This window comes from Pseudonocardia hispaniensis (genome assembly GCF_042658695.1).
In the GTDB taxonomy this organism is placed as follows: Bacteria; Actinomycetota; Actinomycetes; order Mycobacteriales; family Pseudonocardiaceae; genus Pseudonocardia; species Pseudonocardia hispaniensis.
Genome location: NZ_JBHSQW010000001.1, coordinates 113,269 through 134,988 on the forward strand (window position 1 = coordinate 113,269; position 21,720 = coordinate 134,988).

23 protein-coding genes are annotated in these 21,720 nt (G+C 71.9%); 21 read left to right on the top strand and 2 right to left on the bottom strand.

Annotated elements, in window-relative coordinates:
• The first annotated feature begins 6 nt into the window (after nt 1-6).
• The 6 genes from ACFQE5_RS00585 to ACFQE5_RS00610 all read left to right on the top strand — a co-directional run bounded on the left by ACFQE5_RS00585 (nt 7) and on the right by ACFQE5_RS00610 (nt 3,688).
• Entirely contained in the window at nt 7-294 is a 288-nt protein-coding gene (locus tag ACFQE5_RS00585; RefSeq protein ID WP_379581509.1) for a WXG100 family type VII secretion target, read from the top strand.
• 196 nt (nt 295-490) lie between these two features.
• A complete protein-coding gene (gene rplM / locus ACFQE5_RS00590; RefSeq protein WP_379581511.1) occupies nt 491-934 on the top strand; it encodes a 50S ribosomal protein L13 in 444 nt (147 codons plus the stop codon).
• Between the two features lie 35 nt (nt 935-969).
• Nucleotides 970-1,485, top strand: a complete 516-nt coding sequence (gene rpsI, locus ACFQE5_RS00595) for a 30S ribosomal protein S9 (protein ID WP_379581513.1) — start codon at nt 970-972, stop codon at nt 1,483-1,485.
• Nucleotides 1,486-1,495: 10 nt separating this feature from the next.
• Nucleotides 1,496-2,833, top strand: a complete 1,338-nt coding sequence (gene glmM / locus ACFQE5_RS00600) for a phosphoglucosamine mutase (RefSeq protein ID WP_379581515.1) — start codon at nt 1,496-1,498, stop codon at nt 2,831-2,833.
• A gap of 145 nt (nt 2,834-2,978) precedes the next feature.
• Nucleotides 2,979-3,284: a hypothetical protein gene (locus ACFQE5_RS00605; protein WP_379581517.1), complete on the top strand. Its 306-nt coding sequence runs from the start codon at nt 2,979-2,981 to the stop codon at nt 3,282-3,284.
• Nucleotides 3,281-3,688 carry a hypothetical protein gene (locus tag ACFQE5_RS00610; protein WP_379581519.1) on the top strand — a complete coding sequence of 136 codons (408 nt, stop codon included), beginning with the start codon at nt 3,281-3,283 and terminating at the stop codon, nt 3,686-3,688. Before ACFQE5_RS00605 ends, ACFQE5_RS00610 begins: the two co-directional genes overlap by 4 nt.
• A gap of 88 nt (nt 3,689-3,776) precedes the next feature.
• Here ACFQE5_RS00610 and ACFQE5_RS00615 read toward each other — a convergent pair whose 3' ends face one another.
• The gene (locus ACFQE5_RS00615; protein WP_379581521.1) at nt 3,777-4,607 is read right to left on the bottom strand and encodes a poly(ethylene terephthalate) hydrolase family protein; all 831 of its coding nucleotides are present in this window, start codon (nt 4,605-4,607) and stop codon (nt 3,777-3,779) included.
• Nucleotides 4,608-4,656: 49 nt separating this feature from the next.
• Here ACFQE5_RS00615 and glmS point away from each other — a divergent pair, with 49 nt between their 5' ends.
• The 13 genes from glmS to ACFQE5_RS00680 all read left to right on the top strand — a co-directional run bounded on the left by glmS (nt 4,657) and on the right by ACFQE5_RS00680 (nt 18,351).
• Complete coding sequence (gene glmS, locus ACFQE5_RS00620; protein ID WP_379581523.1) at nt 4,657-6,519, top strand: glutamine--fructose-6-phosphate transaminase (isomerizing); 1,863 nt, start codon at nt 4,657-4,659, stop codon at nt 6,517-6,519.
• 24 nt (nt 6,520-6,543) lie between these two features.
• Nucleotides 6,544-8,010: an NAD(P)H-hydrate dehydratase gene (locus ACFQE5_RS00625; protein WP_379581525.1), complete on the top strand. Its 1,467-nt coding sequence runs from the start codon at nt 6,544-6,546 to the stop codon at nt 8,008-8,010.
• 59 nt (nt 8,011-8,069) lie between these two features.
• A complete protein-coding gene (gene alr, locus ACFQE5_RS00630; protein ID WP_379581527.1) occupies nt 8,070-9,236 on the top strand; it encodes an alanine racemase in 1,167 nt (388 codons plus the stop codon).
• A gap of 26 nt (nt 9,237-9,262) precedes the next feature.
• A complete protein-coding gene (locus tag ACFQE5_RS00635) occupies nt 9,263-10,345 on the top strand; it encodes an alpha/beta fold hydrolase (RefSeq protein WP_379581529.1) in 1,083 nt (360 codons plus the stop codon).
• Nucleotides 10,342-10,803, top strand: a complete 462-nt coding sequence (tsaE, locus tag ACFQE5_RS00640; RefSeq protein WP_379581531.1) for a tRNA (adenosine(37)-N6)-threonylcarbamoyltransferase complex ATPase subunit type 1 TsaE — start codon at nt 10,342-10,344, stop codon at nt 10,801-10,803. The genes ACFQE5_RS00635 and tsaE overlap by 4 nt, the downstream gene beginning before the upstream one ends.
• 54 nt (nt 10,804-10,857) lie before the next feature.
• On the top strand, nt 10,858-11,538 hold the full coding sequence (gene tsaB, locus ACFQE5_RS00645) for a tRNA (adenosine(37)-N6)-threonylcarbamoyltransferase complex dimerization subunit type 1 TsaB (protein ID WP_379581533.1): 681 nt from the start codon (nt 10,858-10,860) through the stop codon (nt 11,536-11,538).
• Nucleotides 11,535-12,011: a ribosomal protein S18-alanine N-acetyltransferase gene (rimI, locus tag ACFQE5_RS00650; RefSeq protein ID WP_379581535.1), complete on the top strand. Its 477-nt coding sequence runs from the start codon at nt 11,535-11,537 to the stop codon at nt 12,009-12,011. Before tsaB ends, rimI begins: the two co-directional genes overlap by 4 nt.
• Nucleotides 12,008-13,036, top strand: a complete 1,029-nt coding sequence (tsaD, locus tag ACFQE5_RS00655) for a tRNA (adenosine(37)-N6)-threonylcarbamoyltransferase complex transferase subunit TsaD (protein ID WP_379581537.1) — start codon at nt 12,008-12,010, stop codon at nt 13,034-13,036. The genes rimI and tsaD overlap by 4 nt, the downstream gene beginning before the upstream one ends.
• Before the next feature lie 239 nt (nt 13,037-13,275).
• Entirely contained in the window at nt 13,276-13,566 is a 291-nt protein-coding gene (gene groES, locus ACFQE5_RS00660; protein WP_379581539.1) for a co-chaperone GroES, read from the top strand.
• A gap of 197 nt (nt 13,567-13,763) precedes the next feature.
• Nucleotides 13,764-15,392: a chaperonin GroEL gene (gene groL, locus ACFQE5_RS00665; RefSeq protein ID WP_379581541.1), complete on the top strand. Its 1,629-nt coding sequence runs from the start codon at nt 13,764-13,766 to the stop codon at nt 15,390-15,392.
• Nucleotides 15,393-15,762: 370 nt separating this feature from the next.
• Nucleotides 15,763-16,359: a response regulator transcription factor gene (locus tag ACFQE5_RS00670; RefSeq protein ID WP_013677394.1), complete on the top strand. Its 597-nt coding sequence runs from the start codon at nt 15,763-15,765 to the stop codon at nt 16,357-16,359.
• A 308-nt stretch (nt 16,360-16,667) separates the two neighbouring features.
• On the top strand, nt 16,668-17,240 hold the full coding sequence (locus tag ACFQE5_RS00675) for a sigma-70 family RNA polymerase sigma factor (protein ID WP_379581543.1): 573 nt from the start codon (nt 16,668-16,670) through the stop codon (nt 17,238-17,240).
• A gap of 1 nt (nt 17,241) precedes the next feature.
• Nucleotides 17,242-18,351: an anti-sigma-D factor RsdA gene (locus ACFQE5_RS00680; RefSeq protein WP_379581545.1), complete on the top strand. Its 1,110-nt coding sequence runs from the start codon at nt 17,242-17,244 to the stop codon at nt 18,349-18,351.
• A 67-nt stretch (nt 18,352-18,418) separates the two neighbouring features.
• Here the strand turns inward: ACFQE5_RS00680 and ACFQE5_RS00685 are convergent, their stop codons facing one another.
• On the bottom strand, nt 18,419-18,796 hold the full coding sequence (locus ACFQE5_RS00685) for a DUF5319 domain-containing protein (RefSeq protein WP_379581547.1): 378 nt from the start codon (nt 18,794-18,796) through the stop codon (nt 18,419-18,421).
• A 215-nt stretch (nt 18,797-19,011) separates the two neighbouring features.
• Between ACFQE5_RS00685 and guaB the strand changes: the two genes are divergently transcribed.
• Together guaB and ACFQE5_RS00695 are read left to right on the top strand one after the other, a co-directional pair.
• Nucleotides 19,012-20,517 carry an IMP dehydrogenase gene (gene guaB / locus ACFQE5_RS00690; protein ID WP_379581549.1) on the top strand — a complete coding sequence of 502 codons (1,506 nt, stop codon included), beginning with the start codon at nt 19,012-19,014 and terminating at the stop codon, nt 20,515-20,517.
• 18 nt (nt 20,518-20,535) lie between these two features.
• Nucleotides 20,536-21,660, top strand: a complete 1,125-nt coding sequence (locus ACFQE5_RS00695) for a GuaB3 family IMP dehydrogenase-related protein (protein WP_379581551.1) — start codon at nt 20,536-20,538, stop codon at nt 21,658-21,660.
• Nucleotides 21,661-21,720 lie beyond the last annotated feature (60 nt).

Below are 21,720 nucleotides of genomic sequence, written 5' to 3' on the forward strand. Positions count from 1 at the left end.
GAGAACATGTCCGAGATCAAGGTCACCTTCGGCGAGCTGGCGTCGGCGCAGAGCACTGTCGCAACGACGGCCCAGCGCATCTTCGGTCAGCTCGACGATCTCAAGCGTTTCCTGGCACCGCTCGCCGCGACCTGGGAGGGACAGGCCGCGACCGACTATCAGGCGCGTCAGCGGCAGTGGGACTCCGCGGCGAACGACCTGGCGTCCGTGCTGTCCCGGATCGGTGTCGCGTTGGGCGCCGCGAACGAGAACTACCAGCAGGTCGAACAGACGAACGCGCGCCGCTGGCAGTGATGGACGGCGTCGAGGGGACCTGTCCGGGGGTCGCTTTGACCCGCATTCGGGGGGGCAGGTACCCTCGACTCTCGATGTGCGGCGGGTGAGCTGCGGCTGTCCACGGATGGCGCGCTGACCTTCCGGCCGTTCCGATGCGGTCGGCCGCACCCGTGCGACGACAGGCATCCCGAGCCGAGAACGACGAGGTAGGTCCGTGCCCACGTACAGCCCCAAACCCGGCGATATCACCCGCGCCTGGCACGTGATCGACGCCACCGATGTGGTGCTCGGCCGGCTGGCCTCGCATGCCGCGACGCTGCTGCGCGGCAAGCACAAGCCGACCTACGCCCCGCACGTGGACACCGGTGACTTCGTCGTGATCGTGAACGCCGAGAAGATCGCGGTGTCCGGTAACAAGCGCGAGAACAAGTTCGTCTACCGCCATTCGGGCTACCCCGGTGGTCTTCGGCGGCGCTCGGTCGGCGAGATGATCGAGAAGCACCCGGACCGGCTCGTCGAGAAGGCGATCAAGGGCATGCTGCCCAAGAACCGGCTCGGTCGTGCGATGGCGAAGAAGCTGAAGGTCTACGCCGGGCCGACGCACCCGCACGCTGCGCAGAAGCCGCAGGCCTTCGAGATCACCCAGGTCGCGCAGTGACGACCGCCGACCCGAGCAACGAAGAGGGACAGCACGTGACCACCCCTGAGCCCGAGGCCGACGGCGACGTCGTCGCGGCCGAGGCCGTCGACACCGAGGCCGTGGAGTCCTACGAGTACCCGGCCGACGACGCGTTCGTCACCGAGACCCCGAGCGTCCTGCCGGACCGGCCCATCCAGACCGTCGGTCGGCGCAAGGAGGCCGTGGTCCGGGTTCGGCTGGTCCCCGGTTCCGGGGCCTTCACGCTCAACGGCAAGTCGCTGGAGGCCTACTTCCCGAACAAGCTGCACCAGCAGCTCGTCCGGGAGCCCTTGGTCACCGTCGAGAAGACCGAGCGGTACGACGTCTTCGCCAACCTCACCGGTGGCGGAACGTCCGGTCAGGCCGGGGCGCTGCGCCTGGCGATCGCCCGCGCGCTGGTCGAAGCCGACGCGGAGGACCGGCCGCCGCTCAAGCGCGCAGGCTTCCTGACCAGGGACGCCCGTGTCACCGAGCGGAAGAAGTACGGCCTGAAGAAGGCCCGTAAGGCTCCCCAGTACAGCAAGCGCTGACCCGCACCGGATGCGTCGCCTCTTCGGAACCGACGGCGTCCGGGGCCTGGCCAATGGCGAGCTCCTCACGCCGGAGCTCGCCCTGGCCGTTGCGGCCTCCGCCGCCCGGGTCCTGGTCGAGCACGATCCGTCGCGCCGCCCTGTCGCCGTCGTGGGACGCGACCCGCGGGCCAGCGGTGAGATGCTGGAGGCCGCGGTGGTCGCCGGCCTCACCTCCGCAGGCGCGGATGCCGTCCGCGTCGGGGTGCTGCCCACCCCGGCGGTCGCCTTCCTCGTGGCCGATCTGGGTGCCGACCTCGGTGTGATGATCTCTGCCTCGCACAACCCGATGCCGGACAACGGGATCAAGCTGTTCGCGGCGGGTGGGCACAAGCTGCCCGACGATGTCGAGCTGGCCATCGAGGACGGGCTCGAACCACCGGCCATACGGCCGACCGGGTCCGCGGTCGGCCGGGTCCGCGACCTCCCCGACGCCGTCGATCGCTATATCGCCCATCTCCTGACGAGCACGCCGCAGCCGCTCGCGGGGCTTCGGGTGGTCGTCGACTGTGCCCACGGCGCGGCGTCCACCGTTGCGCCGGCCTGCTACGCCAAGGCGGGTGCCGAGGTCGTCGCGCTGCATGCGACGCCGAACGGGATCAACATCAACGACGGGGTCGGTTCGGCGCATCTCGGGCCGCTGCGCAAGGCCGTCGTCGTGCACGGCGCGGACCTGGGCATCGCGCACGACGGGGACGCCGACCGGTGCCTGGCTGTCGATGCCGCCGGCAACGAGATCGACGGCGACCGGATCATGGCGATTCTCGCCCTGGCCATGCGCGAGGCGGGCGAGCTCGCGGCGGACACCCTCGTCGCGACGGTCATGAGCAACCTCGGCCTGCACCTGGCCATGCGCGACGCCGGGATCGCGGTACGCACCACCGCCGTCGGGGACCGGTATGTGCTCGAGGAACTGCGGGCGGGCGGATACAGCCTGGGCGGTGAGCAGTCCGGGCACGTCGTGCTGCCGACGTACGCCACCACCGGGGACGGCCTGCTCACCGCGCTTCGGCTGATGGCGCGGATGGCGCGAACCCGCTCCTCGTTGGCCGAGCTCGCCGCGGTGGTCAAGCCGTTGCCGCAGGTGCTGCGCAACGTGCAGGTCGTCGACAAGGTCGCCGCCGTGGCCTCGGACGCCGTCCGGGCGGCGGTCGCGGCCGCGGAGGCGGAGCTGGGCGATACCGGCCGGGTGTTGTTGCGTCCGTCGGGCACCGAGCAGTTGGTGCGCGTGATGGTCGAGGCGGCGACGGCCGAGCAGGCCGAGCGCACCGCCGCGCGACTGTCCGAGATCGTCGCCGCCACCCGCTGACCCCCTCCCCGCGAGTCGGGGTATTCCCGTGCGCGAGTCGCGGTGTTTCCGCGACCGAGTTGCGAGGACCGGGGTTGCGAGGACCGGGCTGGTGACTTGACCGGAACCACCCCACGAACCGCGCCGGGTGCGCCAGGCTTGGCCCATGCCACCGGACATCCATCTCGATGGCGACCGGCTGCGGGCGCACGCGTCTCGGGTGGCCGCGCTCGCGGAGCGGCTGCTGACACATCCCGCGCCGGAGGCCGCGCACACGCTGGCCCGTTCCGGGAATGTGACTGCCGCGGCGCTCGTGGCCGACGTCGATCGGCTGACGGCGACGCTTGAGCGAGCCGCGCACCACCTCATCGAACTCGGTTGTGCCCTGTGCATCGCCGCCACCGACGCGCAGGCGCTGGATCAGGGGATTCGAGACCAGGTGCTTCGCGCGGGATGGGAGTCGAGCCCGTGAGCGTCCCGCAGGACGAACCGGCGGCGATGCTCGCGGCGTTCGAACAGGTCGAGGAGTGGCTGGACGATCTCGTTGATCTTCTCGACGACGGGATGCGGGAGATCCGGCGGTTGCTGACCGCCGTTGCCGAGGACTGGCCGGACGCGCGGGGCCGTGAGTGGTGTTCCCAGGCCGATCATCTACATCGAGGGCTCGAACGGGAGTGGGATCTCGGCCTGGAGCTGTCGCGGGCGGTCGGCCGGATGGCCGACGAGATCGGCGCAGCGGTGGCACAGGCGCAGGCCGAGACGCGGCCGGGGCAGCCGGAGGGGATTCGGCTCGGCGGGACCGAGGGGAGCCGAGTGGGCGACCGCTCCGGGGTGTGGATCGCGACGCTGCCCGATCCTGACGCGCCGGCCCGTTGAGACCGTCGCCGCGAGACCGGATCGCGGAAATACCCCGACTCGCGCACGGAAATACCCCGACTCGCGGGGGGGGGGAGGGTGGTGGGGACTAGCGCTCGCGGGTGGTGAGCTCGGTGCCGGGGACCTTGCCGTTGACCAGCTCGTCGACCCGATCCTCACCGCAGAGGTGATGGAGCAGGAACGCGGTGACGAGCGCCCGGGTGATCCGCCGGCTGCGCTCGTCCCGCTTGGTCGCCAGCAGCAGGTCGCTCCAGTGCCCGCCCTCGAGGAACGCGGTGTGGCCCGCCTTGGGCAGCGTCCGTACCCACACCTTTCCGCCCGCCGCGAGCGAGATCGCCTCGGCGTGCCCGGCCGGCGGGGCCACCGTGTCGCGGCCCGCCACGACGTGCAGCGTCGGCACCGTGACGGCGCGGGCGGCGTCGACCGCGGACGGCCGCGTCTGCGCCGGGGCGAGCGTGACGACGGCCGCGACCCGCGGGTGCGCGGCGGCGGCCACCAGCGCCGCACCGGCGCCGATGCCGTGCCCGGCCAGCGCCATGCGGCGCGAGTCGACGCTGATCTTCCCCTCGCCCAACCGGACTCCCGCGCAGGTGTCCAGGGCGGTCCGCAGGTCGGCGGAGAACCTCGCGACGCTCGGCAGCGGCCCGCGGTGACTCGCCGGGGCGGCCACGACGAAGCCCCAGGAGGCGAGGTGGCGGAGCAGTTCGCCGTAGCGGGCGGGCGGCTGCAACCAGTCGTGCCCGAACGCCACCGCGGGCAGTCCGAGCCCCTCGGCGGGCGCGTACACGACGCCGGGCACCCCGACCAGCCCGAGATCTCCGCGCAGCACGATGTTCGGGCCGGGACGCGAGAGCTGCGCGAGGGCGTCCTTGGTCTTGCGCACCGGCTCCGGCCGGGTGAAAGTGCTGGTCCGGGTCACAACGCAGCACCGTACCGCCGACGATCACGCCCCGCCTACTCTGGGCGCCATGTGCGGCATAGTCGGATACGTCGGTCACCGCCCAGCGCTGGAGGTCGTCCTGGCCGGTCTGCGCCGGCTCGAGTACCGCGGGTACGACTCGGCCGGCGTCGCCGTGCTGAACGGCCGCGGCGAGCTGGCCGTCGAGCGCAAGGCCGGACCGCTGGGCAACCTCGAGGCCCGGTTGGACGAGGTGGGCCGCGAGCGGCTGACCGGCACGACCGGCATGGGACATACCCGCTGGGCCACGCATGGTGCCCCGACCGATCGCAACGCCCATCCGCATCGCAGCGTCGCCGGAGACGTTGCCGTGGTGCACAACGGGATCGTCGAGAACTACCTGCCGTTGCGCAGCGAGATCGAGGCCGCAGGGATCGAGCTGACCAGCGCCACGGACACCGAAGCGGTCGCGCATCTGGTCGCGCTGGCGTACGCGAACGGTCCGACCGAGGGCGATCTGGAGGCCACCGTGCGCGTCATCGCGCGCCGGTTGGAGGGCGCGTTCACGCTGCTGATCACGCACGCCGAGCACCCCGGCACGATCGTGGCCGCGCGCCGCTCCTCGCCGTTGGTACTGGGCCTCGGGACGGGCGAGACCTTCCTGGCCTCCGACGTCGCCGCGTTCATCGAGTTCACCCGCTCGGCCGTCGAACTGGGCCAGGACCAGATCGTCACGATCACCCCGGGCGGCTACTCGGTCACCGACTTCGACGGCAACCCGGTCGAGCCGACCCCGTTCGAGGTGACCTGGGACCTCGCGGCCGCCGAAAAGGGCGGGCACGACTACTTCATGCTCAAGGAGATCGAGGAGCAGCCTGCCGCGGTCGCGAACACGCTGCGCGGGCACTTCGTGAACCACCGGATCGTCCTGGACGAGCAGCGGTTGTCCGATCAGGATCTGCGCGACGTCGACAAGGTCTTCGTCGTCGCCTGCGGGACGGCCTACCATTCCGGGCTGCTGGCCAAGTACGCGATCGAGCACTGGACCCGGCTCCCCGTCGAGGTCGAGCTCGCCAGCGAGTTCCGCTACCGCGATCCCGTGCTGGACCGCTGCACGCTCGTCGTCGCGATCTCCCAGTCCGGCGAGACGGCCGACACCCTGGAGGCGATCCGGCACGCCAAGGACCAGAAGGCCAGGGTGCTCGCGATCTGCAACACCAACGGCGCGCAGATCCCCCGCGAGTCCGACGCGGTCATCTACACCCACGCGGGCCCCGAGATCGGGGTCGCCGCCACGAAGACCTTCACCGCTCAGATCGCCGCGAACTACCTCGTCGGCCTCGCGCTCGCCCAGGCTCGGGGCACCAAGTACCCCGACGAGGTGGCCCGCGAGTTCCGCGAGCTGGAGGCCATGCCCGCCGCGGTCGCCCGCACCCTGGACAGCCTGGAGCAGGCCCGCACCCTCGGCGGCGAGCTCGCCGACTCCAAGGCCGTGCTGTTCCTCGGGCGTCACGTCGGCTACCCGGTGGCGCTGGAGGGCGCGCTCAAGCTCAAGGAACTCGCGTACATGCACGCCGAGGCGTTCGCGGCCGGTGAGCTCAAGCACGGCCCGATCGCCCTGATCGAGGACGGCCTGCCGGTCATCGTCGTGATGCCCTCGCCGAAGGGGCGGGCCGTGCTGCACGCCAAGTTGCTGAGCAACATCCAGGAGATCCGGGCCCGCGGCGCGCACACGGTCGTCATCGCCGAGGAGGGTGACGAGACGGTGCGGCCGTTCGCGACGAACCTGTTCGAGGTGCCCGCCGTACCGACGCTCCTGCAGCCGCTGGTGTCGACGATCCCGCTGCAGGTGATCGCCGCGGAGATCGCCAGGGCCCGCGGGTACGACGTGGACCGGCCCCGCAATCTGGCGAAGTCCGTCACGGTGGAGTAGGCCGGTCCCGCTAGCGTCGGGGTTGTGAAGGGCGTATGGACCACCCGGCAGATCCGCGAGGCGGAAAGCGTGCTGCTCGGCCGCATGCCCGAGGGCGCGCTGATGCGGCGCGCGGCGTTCGGCCTCGAGGTGGTCGTTCGCCGGATGCTGGCCGGACGAACCGCCGGGATCTGCGGGCGGCGCGTGGTGCTGCTGGTCGGGGCGGGCAACAACGGGGGTGACGCACTGTGGGCCGGCGCGGGGCTGCGCCGGCGCGGGGCGGGCGTCACCGCGGTGCTGCTCAGCCCGGACCAGACACATCCGGCCGGTCTCGGGGCGCTGCGCCGCGCCGGGGGCCGGGTGCTCACGGCCGACGACGCCGCCGCGCGGCGAGCTGTGGCCGGGGCCCACGTCGTGGTCGACGGGATCGTCGGCATCGCGGGACGGGGTCCGCTGCGCCCGGCCGCCGCGGTCCTCGTGGCGGCCGCCGAGGAGGCCGGGGTGCCGGTCGTGGCGGTCGACCTGCCCAGCGGCGTCGATCCCGACACCGGCGCGGCCGACGGGCCCGCGGTCGCGGCCGCCCGGACCGTCACGTTCGGCGGACTCAAGCCGGTGCACGTGCTGGCGGCACCCCGGTGCGGCCCGGTGGACCTGGTCGACATCGGGCTCGGCCCACTGCTCCCCGCCCCGCACGCGCAGGTGCTCGACGGCGCGGACGTCGCGGCCGACTGGCCGCTTCCCGGTCCGGCCGACGACAAGTACACCCAGGGCGTGGCCGGCGTCGCGGCCGGGTCGGCGGTCTACCCGGGCGCGGCCGTGCTCACCACCGGCGCCGCCGTGCTGGCCACCAGCGGGATGGTCCGCTATGCCGGTCCCGCCGCCCATGAGGTGCGGGCCCGCTGGCCCGAGGTCGTGGCGTCCGACACTCTGGAGACGGCCGGTCAGACCCAGTCCTGGGCGGTGGGGCCGGGGATCGGTCTCGACCCGGCCGCGCGTGCAACGCTGGGCACGGTGCTCGACCGCGGCGTCCCACTGTGCATCGATGCGGACGCGATCACGTTGCTGTCCCGGCACGAGGACCTCCGCCGTGCCGTGCGGGGCAGGCCGGTGCTGCTCACCCCGCACGCCGGGGAGTTCGCGCGGCTGTGCGGCGACGTCGGGACCGACCGGATCGCGGCCGTTCGCCGCGCGGCCGCCGACCTGGATGTCACGGTGCTGCTCAAGGGCAATGCGACGGTCGTCGCGGCGCCGGACGGGCGGGTGCTGGTGCATGCCTCGCCGGAGTCGTGGGCGGCGACGGCCGGATCCGGTGACGTGTTGTCCGGGATCGTCGGTGCCCTGCTCGCCGCCGGCCGGGAGCCGTGCTGGGCGGGCGCCGCGGCGACGTTCCTGCACGGCAGGGCCGCGGTGCTGGCCGCCCGGGGCGCCCCGGCGCCCGCGTCGATGATCCAGGAGGCGATCCCGGCGGCGATCCGGGCGCTACGGGGTGCCGAGTGCCGGCGGGCCGGGTGATCCGTCTCGGGTCGGCCGCGCACCGACAGTCTGTCGGGGCCGGATGCGATGATGCGGACGTGGCAGATCCAGGAACCTCCGCCCCGGGACCGCGCGCCGAGGCCGTGATCGATCTTGCCGCGATCCAGCACAACGTCGGCCTCCTGGCACGCATGGCGGCAGCGTCGGGCGCGCAGACGATGGCCGTGGTCAAGGCCGATGGTTACGGCCACGGTGCGGTGCCCGTCGCCCGCGCCGCGCTGGCGGCGGGAGCGAGCTGGCTGGGCGTGTGCACCCTCGACGAGGCCATGGTGCTGCGCTCGGCCGGTATCACCGCGCCGGTGCTGTCGTGGCTGCACCTGCCCGACGAGGACTTCGCGCCCGCAGTGGGCGCCGATGTCGACCTCTCGGTCTCCTCGCGTGCGCATCTGGCCGCGGTGCTCGACGGGGCGCGCAGGGCGGGCCGCCCGGCCAGGGTGCACCTCAAGATCGATACCGGGCTGAGCCGCAACGGGGCGCAGCCCGCGGACTGGCCCGATCTCGTCGACGACGCCACGAAGGCGGCGGCCGATGGCGTCTGCGAGGTCGTGGCCGTGTGGTCACATCTCGCGCACGCCGACGCCCCGCACCATCCGGTGATCGACCGGCAGGCCGAACGGCTGAACGCGGCCTGGCAGGCCGTCTGCGACCGTGGTCTGCATCCGATCCGGCACCTGGCCAACTCCGCGGCCACGATGACCCGGCCCGACCTGCACTTCGACCTGGTGCGCCCGGGTATCGCCGTCTACGGCCTCGACCCGCTCGACCGACCCGTCGGCGACACGTCGCTGCGCCCGGCGATGACGCTGCGGGGGCGGGTGGTGCTGGTCAAACGGGTGCCGGCGGGCGAGGGAGTGTCATACGGGCACGAATGGACCACCCCGCGCGAGACCACGCTGGCGCTGATCCCGCTGGGCTATGCCGATGGGGTGCCGCGCAGGCTCAACCGGGCGGGCCGGATGCGGGTATGGCTGGCCGGACGGTCGCGGCCGGTCGTCGGCCGGGTGTGCATGGACCAGATCGTCGTGGACTGCGGGGACGATCCGGTGACCGAGGGGCAGACCGCGGTGCTCTTCGGAACCGGCGATGGTGGCTCCCCGACCGCGAAGGAGTGGGCCGACGAGGTCGGCACCATCCACTACGAGATCGTCACGGGCGTGCGCGGGCGGGTACGCCGGACGGTCGTCGACGGGCCGGGCCCCCGGTGAGACGCGCGGTATGGCAGGGGCTCGGCATGGCGAGCGGGGCCGCCGGTGCGGCGTTCGGGATCGGTATGGCGGCGCATCGGCGCTCCCGGCACGCGGCGGAGCGGCACCGGCTCGCCGCTGAACTGTCCGGTCGGACGGTCCTCGGTGCGCTGCCGCCGGGGGAGGACTGTTCGGTCATCGCCGACGACGGGGTCCGGCTCGCCTGCGAAGAGATCATGCCGGTCGGTGGGCGACGGCCGGTGCTGACCGTCGTGCTCGTCCACGGTTTCGCGCTCGACCGGCGAACCTGGCTGCTCCAGCGCCGGGCGCTGGCCGAACTCGCCGACCCGGCCGTTCGGCTGGTGCTGTACGACCAGCGCAGCCACGGGCGTTCCGAGCGTGCGTCCCGGGAAAGCTGCACGCTGGAGCAGTTGGGCCACGACCTCGACGCCGTCATCCGTGCGATGGCCCCGGACGGTCCGCTGGTTCTGGTCGGACATTCGATGGGCGGGATGGCGCTCATGGCGTTCGCGGAGCAGCATCCGCACATCGTCACCGAGCGGGTGGCCGGCATGGCCTTCATCTCGACCTCGGCCGGGGAGATCGCGAGCCAGGGGCTTCCCGGGACCCTGCTGTCCCGGCACAACCCGTTGACCCGGGGCATCGGGTTGCTGGCCCGGGCGCAGCCTCAGCTCGTCGAGGGCGTTCGCCGGGTGGCCGGCGAGCTGATCTGGACGGTCACCCGCAGCCTCGCCTACGCCGACCGCCAGATCGATCCAGCTCTGGTCGACCTCGTCGACGAGATGATCCGCAGCAACGCGGTCGATGCGCTGACCGATTTCGTCGACACCCTGGGCAGCCACAACCGGATCGCGGCGCTGCCTGCGCTGGCCGGTTCGGAGGTGCTCGTCGCGGCCGGCACCGCCGACCGCGTCATCCCGTTCAGCCACAGTCTTCGGATCGCCGCCGAGCTGCCCGACGCGAAGCTGCTGCAGTTACTCGAGACCGGGCATATGCCGATGCTGGAGCGGCCCACGCTGATCGACGAGGCCCTGGCCGAACTGATCATCCGTAGCGCCGGGCGGACCCGGCCCGGTACCCGGCTGCGCCGGCTGCGGTGGCGAGCATGAGCGACATCGTCCTGCGCTGGAACGCCGAGATCGAGCTGCCCGAGGCAGCCGACACCGAGGCGCTCGGGGTCGCGCTGGCCGCGCAGGTGCGGGCGGGAGATCTGGTCGTGCTGTCGGGGCCACTGGGAGCGGGCAAGACGGTGCTGGTCCGTGGCCTGGCGCGGGGACTGGGGGTCACCGGGCCGGTCACGTCGCCCACGTTCGTCATCGCCCGGGAGCATCGGCCGGCGCCGGGCGGCGCGGGAGTGCCGCTGGTGCATGTCGACGCCTACCGACTCGGGGGGCCGGACGAACTGGACGACCTCGACCTCGACACCGACCTGTCCGATGCCGTCGTCGCGGTCGAGTGGGGGGAGGGGGTCGCCGAACGGCTCGCCGAACGGCATGTGCTGGTGCGGCTGTGGCGCCGCCCCGACGATGTGCGCGTCGCGTCCGTGGAACGCGTGGGAGCGGCGTGATCGAGGCGGGGTGCGGCCGGTCGCGCCCCGGCCGGCCCTCGTAGGCTCTGTGCTGTGCTCGTGCTCGCCGTGGACACCGCGACATCCGCCGTGACCGCTGGGGTCGTGGAGCTGGCATCGGGACCCGCGAATCCGGTGCGGACGCGCGCGGCTCGGGTCGCGTACGGCGCCCGCAGTCACGGTGAGCTGCTCATGCCCGCCGTCCTCGACGCGTGCGCGGCGGCGGATACGCCGCTGCGTGACCTCGATGCGATCGTCGTCGGCACCGGCCCGGGCCCGTTCACCGGACTGCGTGTCGGCATGGTCACCGCGTTCGCGCTCGCCGATGCTCTCGACGTTCCGGTGCACGGCGTCTGTTCCCTCGACGCGATCGCGGCCGACGCCGCTGCGGCGCCCGGCGGGCGTTTCCTCGTGGTCACCGATGCCCGGCGCCGCGAGGTCTACTGGGCCGCCTACGACGAGCAGGGCGGTCGGCTCAGCGGTCCGCACGTCGAGGCACCGGCCGCGCTGGCCGAGCGGCTGAGCGCGCTGAAGGCGGTGGCGGCGGCGGGTGGATCGGCCGGGCTGACCGGGCTGCCGGTGCTGGAACCGGCCTCACCGAGCCCAGGGGGCCTGGTGACGGTCGCCGCCGACGCGGTGCGCACGGGCCGTTCCGACGGGCCGCCGCAACCGCTCTACCTGCGCAGGCCGGACGCGGTCGCCGCCGGGACGCGGAAGCGGGTGAGCGCGCCGTGACCTCCGAGTCCGACCTGCGCGGATTCACCATCGGCCCGCTCTACCGCGCCGATGCCGAGCGGTGCGCCGAGTTGGAGCATGTGCTCTTCCCTGGTGACGACCCGTGGAGTGCCCAGGCGTTTCGCGCCGAGGTCGGCGCCGGCCACCACTACCTCGCCGCGCGCGACGACCAGCGGCTCATCGGGTATGCCGGGCTCGCGTTCGTCGCGGCACCGCCCCGCGCCGAGGCGGAGATCCATACGATCGGGGTCGACCCCGTCCACCAGCGGCGCGGGATCGGCCGCGCGCTGCTGCGGGCGCTGCTCGAGCCGGCCGACGCCGTTGGCGCAACGGTGTTCCTCGAGGTGCGGACCGACAACGCGGCCGCCCGCGCACTGTATGAGGCCGAGGGCTTCATCGTTGTCGGACTGCGCAAGCGCTACTACCGGCCGAGCGGGACGGACGCCTACACGATGCGAAGGGACCCGCGGTGAGCGGCCTTGTGCTGGGTATCGAGACGTCGTGCGACGAGACTGGCGTCGGTCTGGTGCGTATCGACGGCGGCGGTCACGTGACGCTGCTCGCCAACGAGATCGCCTCCAGTGTGGACGAGCACGCCCGGTTCGGTGGGGTCGTGCCGGAGGTGGCGTCGCGGGCGCATCTGCAGGCGATGGTCCCGGCGGTGCGTCGGGCGATGGCGACGGCGGGGGTGCGGCCGCACGATGTCGATGCGGTGGCCGTCACCGCCGGGCCGGGACTGGCCGGGGCGCTGCTGGTCGGCGTCGCGGCGGCCAAGGCGTATGCGGCGGCCTGGGATGTGCCGCTCTACGGGGTCAACCACCTGACCGCGCACGTCGCCGTCGACACCGTGCAGCACGGCCCATTACCCCCCGCCCTGGCTCTGCTGGTCTCCGGAGGGCATTCCAACCTGCTCGACGTGCCCGACCTCGCCGGCCCCATCACCTCCATCGGCGCCACGATCGACGATGCCGCAGGCGAGGCGTTCGACAAGGTCGCCCGGCTGCTCGGGCTGCCCTTTCCCGGCGGCCCGCATATCGACCGGGTGGCCCGCGACGGGGACGAGGCCGCGATCGCCTTCCCCCGCGGACTGACCGGCCCCAGGGACGCGCCGTTCGACTTCTCGTTCTCGGGGTTGAAGACCGCCGTCGCCCGTCATGTCGAGGCTCTCGAGCACGCCGGAACGCCGATCCCGGTGGCCGACGTCGCGGCGAGCTTTCAGGAGGCCGTCGTCGATGTGCTCACCGCGAAGGCCGTCCGGGCGGCGAGGGAGCGAGGGATGGACACGCTGCTGCTGGGCGGTGGGGTGGCGGCCAACTCGCGGCTACGCGAGCTGGCTCAGGAGCGCTGCGATGCGGCCGGGCTGGTGCTGCGGGTGCCGAGGCCCGCGCTGTGCACCGACAACGGTGCGATGGTCGCAGCACTCGGCGCCCATCTGCTTGCTGCGGGGACCAAGCCTTCCGACCTCGACCTCGCCTGTGAGTGCGTAACAGTGTTCTAACGCTGTGCGGCACTCACCGGAAATACCCCGACTCGCGCGCGGAAATACCCCGACTCGCGCGCGGAAATACCCCGACTCGCGGGGGTCGACTCCCACGTTGAACGGTTGGCACTCTCATGGGTAGAGTGCCAATCGCACAGTTCCGGTCGGGTCCTCGACACCCGCGACGGCGGGGCCCTGGTCGGCTGTCAGTTGCCAATGACGAGCAGGTAAGCACCCCAGGAAGGGGAGGTCATCCAGTGGCGAACCTCAAGCCGCTCGAGGACAAGATCGTCGTCCAGGCCAGCGAGGCGGAGACCACCACCGCCTCCGGCATCGTCATCCCGGACACGGCGAAGGAGAAGCCCCAGGAGGGCAAGGTACTCGCCGTTGGCCCGGGGCGGATCGACGACAACGGGAACCGCGTCCCGCTGGACGTGAAGGTCGGTGACGTCGTCATCTACTCGAAGTACGGTGGCACCGAGGTCAAGTACAACGGCGAGGAGTACCTCATCCTGTCCGCTCGCGACGTTCTCGCCGTCGTCAACTGACACGCTCGGCTGATCGCAGCCAAACCCGCGCCGCCCCGGCCGTCCGTCGACCCACGGGCAGCCGGGGCGGCGTCGTGTGGCCGGTGCCCCGACACCGAGTGCGCTGTCGATCTGGCTCGTAGCTCTGACCTCGTAGCTCTGACCTCATAGATCTGACCTCACAGATCTGATGCTGTAGATCCTGGAGAGAGGCGAACATGCCGAAGCAGATCAGCTTCGACGAGACGGCGCGCCGGGCGCTGGAGCGCGGGGTGAACCAGCTCGCCGACGCGGTGAAGGTCACCCTGGGTCCACGCGGCCGGAACGTCGTGCTGGACAAGAAGTTCGGCGGTCCGACGGTGACCAACGACGGCGTCACCATCGCCCGTGACATCGATCTGGACGACCCATTCGAGAACCTGGGCGCCCAGCTGGTCAAGACCGTCGCCACCAAGACCAACGACGTCGCGGGTGACGGCACCACCACCGCCACCGTGCTGGCTCAGGCGCTGGTCCGCGAGGGCCTGCGCAATGTGGCTGCCGGCGCCAATCCGGCCGGGTTGGGCCGGGGGATCGCCGCGGCGGCGGAGAAGGTCGCCGAGGCGCTCGCGGAGAAGGCCATTCCGGTCGACGGTTCCGCGCGGATCGCGCAGGTCGGCGCGATCGCCTCCCGCGAGGAGACGATCGGGCAGCTCATCAGCGAGGCCCTCGAGCAGGTCGGTTCCGACGGCGTCATCACCGTCGAGGAAGGCTCCACGCTCGCGACCGAGCTGGAGCTGACCGAGGGCCTGCAGTTCGACAAGGGCTACCTCTCGCCCTACTTCGTGACCGATGCGGAGTCGATGGAGGCGGTGCTGGAGGACGCCTACGTCCTGCTGCACCGCGAGAAGATCAGCGCCATCGCGGACCTGCTCCCGCTGCTGGAGAAGGTCCTTGCCGACGGCAAGCCGCTGCTGATCGTGGCCGAGGACATCGAGGGTGAGGCGCTGTCCACCCTCGTGGTCAACTCGATCCGCAAGACCATCAAGGTCGCCGCGGTGAAGTCGCCGTTCTTCGGCGACCGGCGCAAGGCGTTCATGGAGGACCTCGCGATCGCCACCGGCGGCCAGGTCATCAACCCCGAGGTCGGCCTGAAGCTGTCCGAGGCGGGTCTGGACCTGCTGGGCAAGGTTCGCCGCGCGGTCATCACCAAGGACACCACGACCCTGGTCGAGGGCGCGGGCGGCAAGGACGCGACCGACGGCCGGATCGCGCAGCTCAAGCGGGAGATCGAGGAGAGCGACTCCGACTGGGATCGGGAGAAGCTGCAGGAGCGCCTGGCCAAGCTGGCCGGGGGCGTCGCGGTCATCAAGGTCGGCGCCGCCACCGAGATCGAGCTCAAGGAGCGTAAGCACCGCATCGAGGACGCGGTCTCGGCAACCCGGGCGGCAGTGGAGGAGGGCATCGTCCCCGGCGGCGGCTCGGCGCTGATCCACGCAGCCGCCGCGCTGACCGACAACCTCGGCCTGACCGGTGACGAGGCGACCGGCGTCGCCATCGTGCGCCGCGCGCTGTCGGCTCCGCTGTTCTGGATCGCCGCGAACGGCGGTCTGGAGGGTGCCGTCGTGACGGCCAAGGTCGCCGACCAGGAATGGGGTCACGGCTTCAACGCCCAGACCCTGGAGTACTCCGACCTGGTCGCCGACGGCATCATCGACCCGGTCAAGGTCACCCGCTCCGCGGTGGTCAACGCGGCGTCGATCGCCCGGATGGTGCTCACCACCGAGAGCGCGGTCGTCGACAAGCCTGAGCCGCCGGCACCCGCGCCCGCCGGTGGCCACGGCCACGGGCACGGCCACGGGCACTGACCGCCGGCCCGCCCTTTTGTCTCGTTCGGGGCCCGATCACCGGGGGAACGATCCGCCGTGGCGCCGGACAGCCGACCGGACACCGCAGCCCACCGGCGAACGCGCCGGAGGCACGGACCCAGACAGGTATCACCCTCGAGCGACCCGAACGGCGGGCGCCGATGGGGGAGTCGACACCGCTTCTCGGGTGGCGCGCGGTAACCTAGTTACTCCGTTCGGAGCTTCGTCACCCACTTGATGAGTGCCACTCGGCGAAAACCTCCCGAATGGAGGGCACAAGTCGCCCTGATCGTGTCAAGGTGAAGCTGTCACCCTCCGGAGCGGAGGGTGACAATCACCCGGCTGCAGGAAGCTGCAGGAAGGAATCGTCGTGACGACGGTACTCATTTGCGACGATCGTCGCAGCGTCCGCGAAGGCCTGACCCGCGTGATGTCCGCGGTACCGGGGGTGCACCGGATCGACTGTGTCGCGCACGGGGACGAGTTGTTGGCCCGGTTCTCCCGGCAGCCGGTCGACGTCGTTCTGGTGGGCACCCAGCGCGCGGTGCCCACCGGGGTGGAGGCAACGCGGCGGCTCGTCGCCGCGCATCCACAGGCGAACGTCATCGTCTTCGGGGCTCCGGACGACGCGGGAAGCATCGCCGCGGCGATCGCGGGCGGCGCCCGCGGCTACCTGCGGTGGGATGCCTCCCGTCCCGAGCTCGTCGCCGCGCTCGCCCATACGCTCGCCAGCACCGCGGTCCCTACCCCGCGCACGCCCGCCGACCCGGGCGTCCAGCTCACCGAGCGCGAGTTGCAGGTGTTGCGCGGGATGAGCCAGGGCAAGAGCAACGGCCAGATCGGGCGCGAGCTCTACCTGTCCGAGGACACGGTGAAGACGCACGCACGCAGGCTCTTCCGCAAGCTCGGGGTGCGCGACCGGGCGCAGGCGGTCGCCCACGGGTTCCGCCGCGGCCTCGTCTCCTGACGCACCCGATGTATCCGAACCGGTCACGGGCGCCCTGACCGCGGCGCGCCGGAGGCGGCCAGGGTGCGGCGTGGCCCTCGACGTCCACGCCCGAGCCGCGGCGACCGAGGAGGGCCGGGCCGCCGTCGACACACGACGCAACCCCGCCTCATGCCCGCGCGTCTGCATCCGTGAGGACACCTCCACGGTTCGCCGAGTGGCTTCGCTACGGTGGTCCGCGCCGAGGATGCGAACCGACACACTCCGTGTTCGGCCTCACGAACGGATGATGACGACCATGCTGCGTAACGCCCGGACGACACTGCGCGATGAGTGAGTCGACAGACGTTCTCGACGAGCTGGTGGCGCCCGCGATGGCGGGCGACCGCAGAGCGGTCGAACGTGTGCTGGCCATCATCCGGCCGCTCGTCGTCCGCTACTGCCGGGCGCGGCTCGGTCGGCTGGACCGATCGTCCGTCTCGGCGGACGACGTCGCGCAGGAGGTGTGTCTGGCGGTGCTGACGGCCTTGCCCGGCTATCGCGTACAGGGTCGCCCCTTTCTGGCGTTCGTCTACGGCATTGCGTCACACAAGGTCATCGATGCGCACCGCGCCGCGACCCGCAACCGGGCCGAGCCGGTCGCCGACATCCCGGATGCCGCCGCGTCCACCGATGGGCCCGAACAACGGGCACTGCGCATCGAGCTGTCCGGCCAGATGGGCAGGCTGCTGGACCAACTCCCGGACAAGCAGCGCGAAATTCTGGTCCTGCGGGTCATCGTGGGGCTCTCGGCCGAGGAGACGGCCGCCGCCGTCGGATCGACATCGGGAGCGGTCCGGGTCGCCCAGCATCGGGCGCTTGCCAGGCTCCGCAAGTCAATGCCTGAGGAGGAGGTGGTCTGACATGCGCGATGCGAGTAGGCGTGATTCCGGTAGTGACCACTTCGACGGCACCGAGATCGACGATCGCGACGAGGCCACCGCGACCAACGGTGTTCCCGTCGAGGGCCTGCTGGCCCGGCCCGTCCCGCTGGAGGACGTCGCGGAGGAACCGATCGACCTCGTGGCGGTTCAGGCCGACGACGAGCTGATCGAGGCCCTGGCGGCCGGACTGCCCGTCTCGGAGCCCGGCGTCGACGGCTACGACGACGATGATCGCTTCGTCGCGATGCTCGCCGCCTGGAAGGCCGAGGTCGACGCGGCGCCGATTCCGGAGCTCGTCGGCACCGAGACAGCGGTCGCCACGATCGACGCGGCCCGTCGGTCGTCCCGGCACCGCACCCGGCATCTCGTACCGCTGGCCGCGGCCGCCGCGCTGATCGTCTTCGCGATCACCGGGGTCTCGCTCGGCGCGCACAGCGCCCATCCCGGCGATCCGCTGTTCGGCGTGACCCAGGTCCTCTATCGGGAGACCGCCCAATCCCGGCAGGCCGCTGTCGAGGCGGAGGCAGGCATCTCCGCGGTGAACATGTCGTTGGCGCGGGGCGAGACCAGCAAGGCCGCCCAGCAGCTCACGGCGATCGAGCAACTGGTGAGCAAGGTGAAGCCGGAGGACGGTGCCGCGGAGCTGGCCGCGACCCAGCGATTCCTCAGCGCGAAGCTGCAGGAGACACCCGCCGGGATGCCCACCGATCCGCAGGCGCCGCTCAAGGATGGCACCCCGCGGCCCGTGGCGCCCGATATCGACGGTGATGTGCCGACGACGTCGGGTCCGCTCGGCACGACGCCGCCCCGGACCGCCACCACCCCGCCGAGAACCGGTCCGAGCTCGTCGCCGACGGCGGACCCGCGGATCGTGGGGGTGCCGCCGACCACGGCGTCGCCTGCTCCCACCGGCAGCACGCCGAGTCCGTCGACCAAACCGTCCACCGAGGGCCGTCCGGACTCCGGTCAGCAGCAGCCGAGCTCGGGTCCTGGTTCGTCGACCATGTCGAGTTCCGCGGCAGCGGGGTCGACCACGGCCATGCGGGGCGGCACCGCACCGGCCGGCGAGAGCGCGTCGAACCCCGCCTGACCGCGACAACCCACCGCGACCCCAACGTGTGGGTCGTCGTGGGCGATCGGTGGCTCAGATTGGCGGCTCAGCTGTCGCTGAGCAGCGCGTCCGCGTAGCCCCGGCAGTACTCCCAGGTGACGTAGTCCGCCGGGTCGGGGTCGAAGGCGGGCTCGTGCGGCCGCATCTGCCCCTCGTCGAGCAACTGCTGGAGGCTGGCCCGCAGCAGGCTCCACTCGTGGAAGTGCTGTTCGCCGCAGTCCCCGCAGTCGACCACGATGCCGCGCACGCCCCGGCTCTCCAGGAGAGCCTGGTACACGGCCAGGTCAGCCAGATCGGCGACGATCTCCTCGCGCTCCTGCTCGCTCAGCACCTCCGGCTCGGCGGCGTCGGGCCCGTCAAGGGATAGCGCCGGATCGTGGGGGTCTCCGGCGAACGGGTCAGGTGGCAGTGCGTCAGGTGACACGGCTACACGGTACCCCGCTGGCTGGACATCCCTCAGTGCGGCCGGACGAGTCGCGCCGATCCGGCGGCCACCCGCGCCCGGCGGAGCCGACGCCGGGCTGTAAGCACCGCCTCGCCCGCACGGACACACCGGGTCCCGGCGCCCGGATACGATAGCGGTCGGCGGCACGCCCGCGCCGCCACATCATGCGATTGGTGAGGGGCTGAAGGCCAGCGATGACTAGCGATTCCGCCGGACTGCCGCCCAAGTTCGCCATGTTGGGCCTGACTTTCGACGATGTCCTGCTGCTGCCCGCGGAGTCGGATGTCGTGCCGAGCGCCGTGGACACGGGTACCCAGCTGAGCAGGCGCGTGCGGCTACGGGTGCCGCTGGTGTCCTCGCCGATGGACACCGTCACCGAGGCGCGGATGGCCATCGCGATGGCCCGTGCCGGCGGGTTGGGAGTGCTGCACCGCAACCTCTCGCCCGAGGAGCAGGCCTCACAGGTCGAGGTGGTCAAGCGGTCCGAGGCCGGGATGGTGACCGACCCGGTGACCTGTGGGCCGGACGCCACCCTGGCCGACGTCGACGCGCTGTGCGCGAAGTACCGGATCTCCGGGGTCCCGGTGACCGACGCCGGCGGGCACCTCGTCGGCATCATCACCAACCGGGACATGCGCTTCGAGGTGGATCACACCCGGCCGGTCCACGAGGTCATGACGAAGGCCCCGCTCGTCACGGCGCAGGTCGGGGTCACCGCTGAGGCCGCACTGGGCCTGCTGCGCCGGCACAAGCTGGAGAAGCTGCCGATCGTCGACGGCGACGGCCTCCTCCGCGGGCTCATCACGATCAAGGACTTCAGCAAGACCGAGAAGTACCCGCTGGCCACCAAGGACCCGGACGGCAGGCTCGTCGTGGCCGCCGCCGTCGGGGTCGGCGAGGACGCCCACGCCAGGGCGATGGGTCTGGTCGAGGCGGGTGTCGACGTGCTGATGGTCGACACCGCGCACGGACACTCCCGGCGGGTGCTGGAGACCGTCGCGAAGCTGCGCGCCGTCGTCGGCGAGTCCGTCGACGTCGTCGGCGGCAACGTCGCCACCTACGCCGGGGCGCGGGCCCTGGTCGACGCCGGAGCCGACGCGGTCAAGGTGGGGGTCGGGCCCGGCTCGATCTGCACCACCCGGGTCGTCGCCGGGGTCGGCGCCCCGCAGATCACGGCGATCTACGAGGCCGCCAGGGCCTGCACCCCCGCCGGGGTGCCGGTGATCGGCGACGGCGGCATCCAGTACTCCGGCGACATCGCCAAGGCCATCGCGGCCGGCGCGTCGACGGTCATGCTGGGCAGCCTGCTCGCCGGCACCGCCGAGTCTCCCGGGGAGCTGGTCTTCGTCGGTGGGAAACAGTTCAAGACCTACCGCGGGATGGGTTCGCTGGGTGCGATGCAGTCTCGGGGGAACACCACGTCGTACTCCAAGGACCGCTACGCCCAGGACGACGTGCTCAGCGAGGACAAGCTGGTGCCCGAGGGGATCGAGGGCCGGATCCCGTTCCGCGGCCCGCTGCATCAGGTCGTGCACCAGCTCGTCGGCGGGTTGCGCTCCGGGATGGGGTATGCGGGAGCACAGACCATCCCCCAGCTGCAGCAGGCGCAGCTGGTGCGCATCACCGCGGCCGGGCTCAAGGAGAGCCATCCGCACGACATCACCATGACCGTCGAGGCACCGAACTACGCAGCTCGGTAGGCGTCTACGCTGGTCACCGTGCGTGACCTCGTGGAGATCGGGATGGGCCGGACGGCCCGTCGCAGCTTCGACCTGCATCAGATCGAGATCGTTCCGTCGCGGCGGACGCGAAGCTCGAAGGAGGTCTCGACGGCCTGGCAGCTCGACGCCTACCGGTTCGAGATCCCCCTGGTGACCCATCCGACCGACGCGGTGGTCTCGCCGGCCACCGCGATCCGGGTGGGCCAGCTCGGCGGGCTGGGTGTGCTGAACGCCGAGGGCCTGTGGGCGCGGCACGCCGACCCCGAGAGCGCGCTGGCCCGGATCGTCGCGGCCGCCGACGACGAGGACCCGGCGGCCGCGGTCCGGGCGCTCCAGGAGCTGCACTCCGCGCCGATCCAGCTCGATCTGCTGACCGAGGCGCTCAAGCACGTCCGCGAGGCGGGGGTCACCGTCGCGGCGCGGGTCAGCCCGCAGCGGGCCAGGGAGCTCACCCCGGTCTTGCTGGCGGCGGGAGTCGAGGTACTCGTCGTCCAAGGGACGATCATCTCGGCCGAGCACGTCTCGGCGGGTGAGCCGCTCAACCTCAAGGACTTCATCGCCGGGCTCGATGTCCCGGTCGTCGCCGGTGGGGTGGGCGACTACCGCACCGCGATGCATCTGATGCGCACCGGCGCCGCGGGCGTCATCGTCGGCTACGGCCAGTCCAGCGCCACCACCACTGACTCGGTCCTTGGCATCGGCATCCCGATGGCCACCGCGATCGTCGACGCCGCCGCGGCCCGCCGGGACTATCTCGACGAGACCGGCGGCCGGTACGTGCACGTCATCGCCGACGGCGGGATGGACGGCTCCGGAGACATGGCCAAGGCCATCGCCTGCGGCGCCGACGCCGTGATGCTCGGCGAGCAGCTCGCGGACGCGGCCGAGTCGCCCGGCATGGGCCTGTACTGGACCTCCGCCGCCGCTCACCCCTCGCTGCCCCGTTCGGAGGTCAGCGGGTTCGTGCCCAGCGGCCGTTCGCTCGAGACCGTGCTGTTCGGCCCATCGACCAGCCCCTACGGCAACGTCGATCTGTTCGGCGCGTTGCGCAGGGCGATGGCCAAGACCGGATACTCGGATCTCAAGGAGTTCCAGCGGGCCGGACTCACGATCCGGGGGTGACGATCCAAGCGTGACCAGCGGAGATACCTTGGTCGACTTCGCAGAAGTCCTCGAATGGTG

Excerpts from the sequence above, each read along its gene's own strand:
- ACFQE5_RS00585 (WP_379581509.1), top strand. The coding sequence starts at position 7 with ATGTCCGAGATCAAGGTCACCTTCGGCGAGCTGGCGTCGGCGCAGAGC.
- glmM (WP_379581515.1), top strand. The coding sequence starts at position 1,496 with ATGCGTCGCCTCTTCGGAACCGACGGCGTCCGGGGCCTGGCCAATGGC.
- ACFQE5_RS00605 (WP_379581517.1), top strand. The coding sequence starts at position 2,979 with ATGCCACCGGACATCCATCTCGATGGCGACCGGCTGCGGGCGCACGCG.
- glmS (WP_379581523.1), top strand. The coding sequence starts at position 4,657 with ATGTGCGGCATAGTCGGATACGTCGGTCACCGCCCAGCGCTGGAGGTC.
- ACFQE5_RS00635 (WP_379581529.1), top strand. The coding sequence starts at position 9,263 with ATGGCGAGCGGGGCCGCCGGTGCGGCGTTCGGGATCGGTATGGCGGCG.
- tsaE (WP_379581531.1), top strand. The coding sequence starts at position 10,342 with ATGAGCGACATCGTCCTGCGCTGGAACGCCGAGATCGAGCTGCCCGAG.
- groL (WP_379581541.1), top strand. The coding sequence starts at position 13,764 with ATGCCGAAGCAGATCAGCTTCGACGAGACGGCGCGCCGGGCGCTGGAG.
- ACFQE5_RS00675 (WP_379581543.1), top strand. The coding sequence starts at position 16,668 with ATGAGTGAGTCGACAGACGTTCTCGACGAGCTGGTGGCGCCCGCGATG.
- ACFQE5_RS00680 (WP_379581545.1), top strand. The coding sequence starts at position 17,242 with ATGCGCGATGCGAGTAGGCGTGATTCCGGTAGTGACCACTTCGACGGC.
- guaB (WP_379581549.1), top strand. The coding sequence starts at position 19,012 with ATGACTAGCGATTCCGCCGGACTGCCGCCCAAGTTCGCCATGTTGGGC.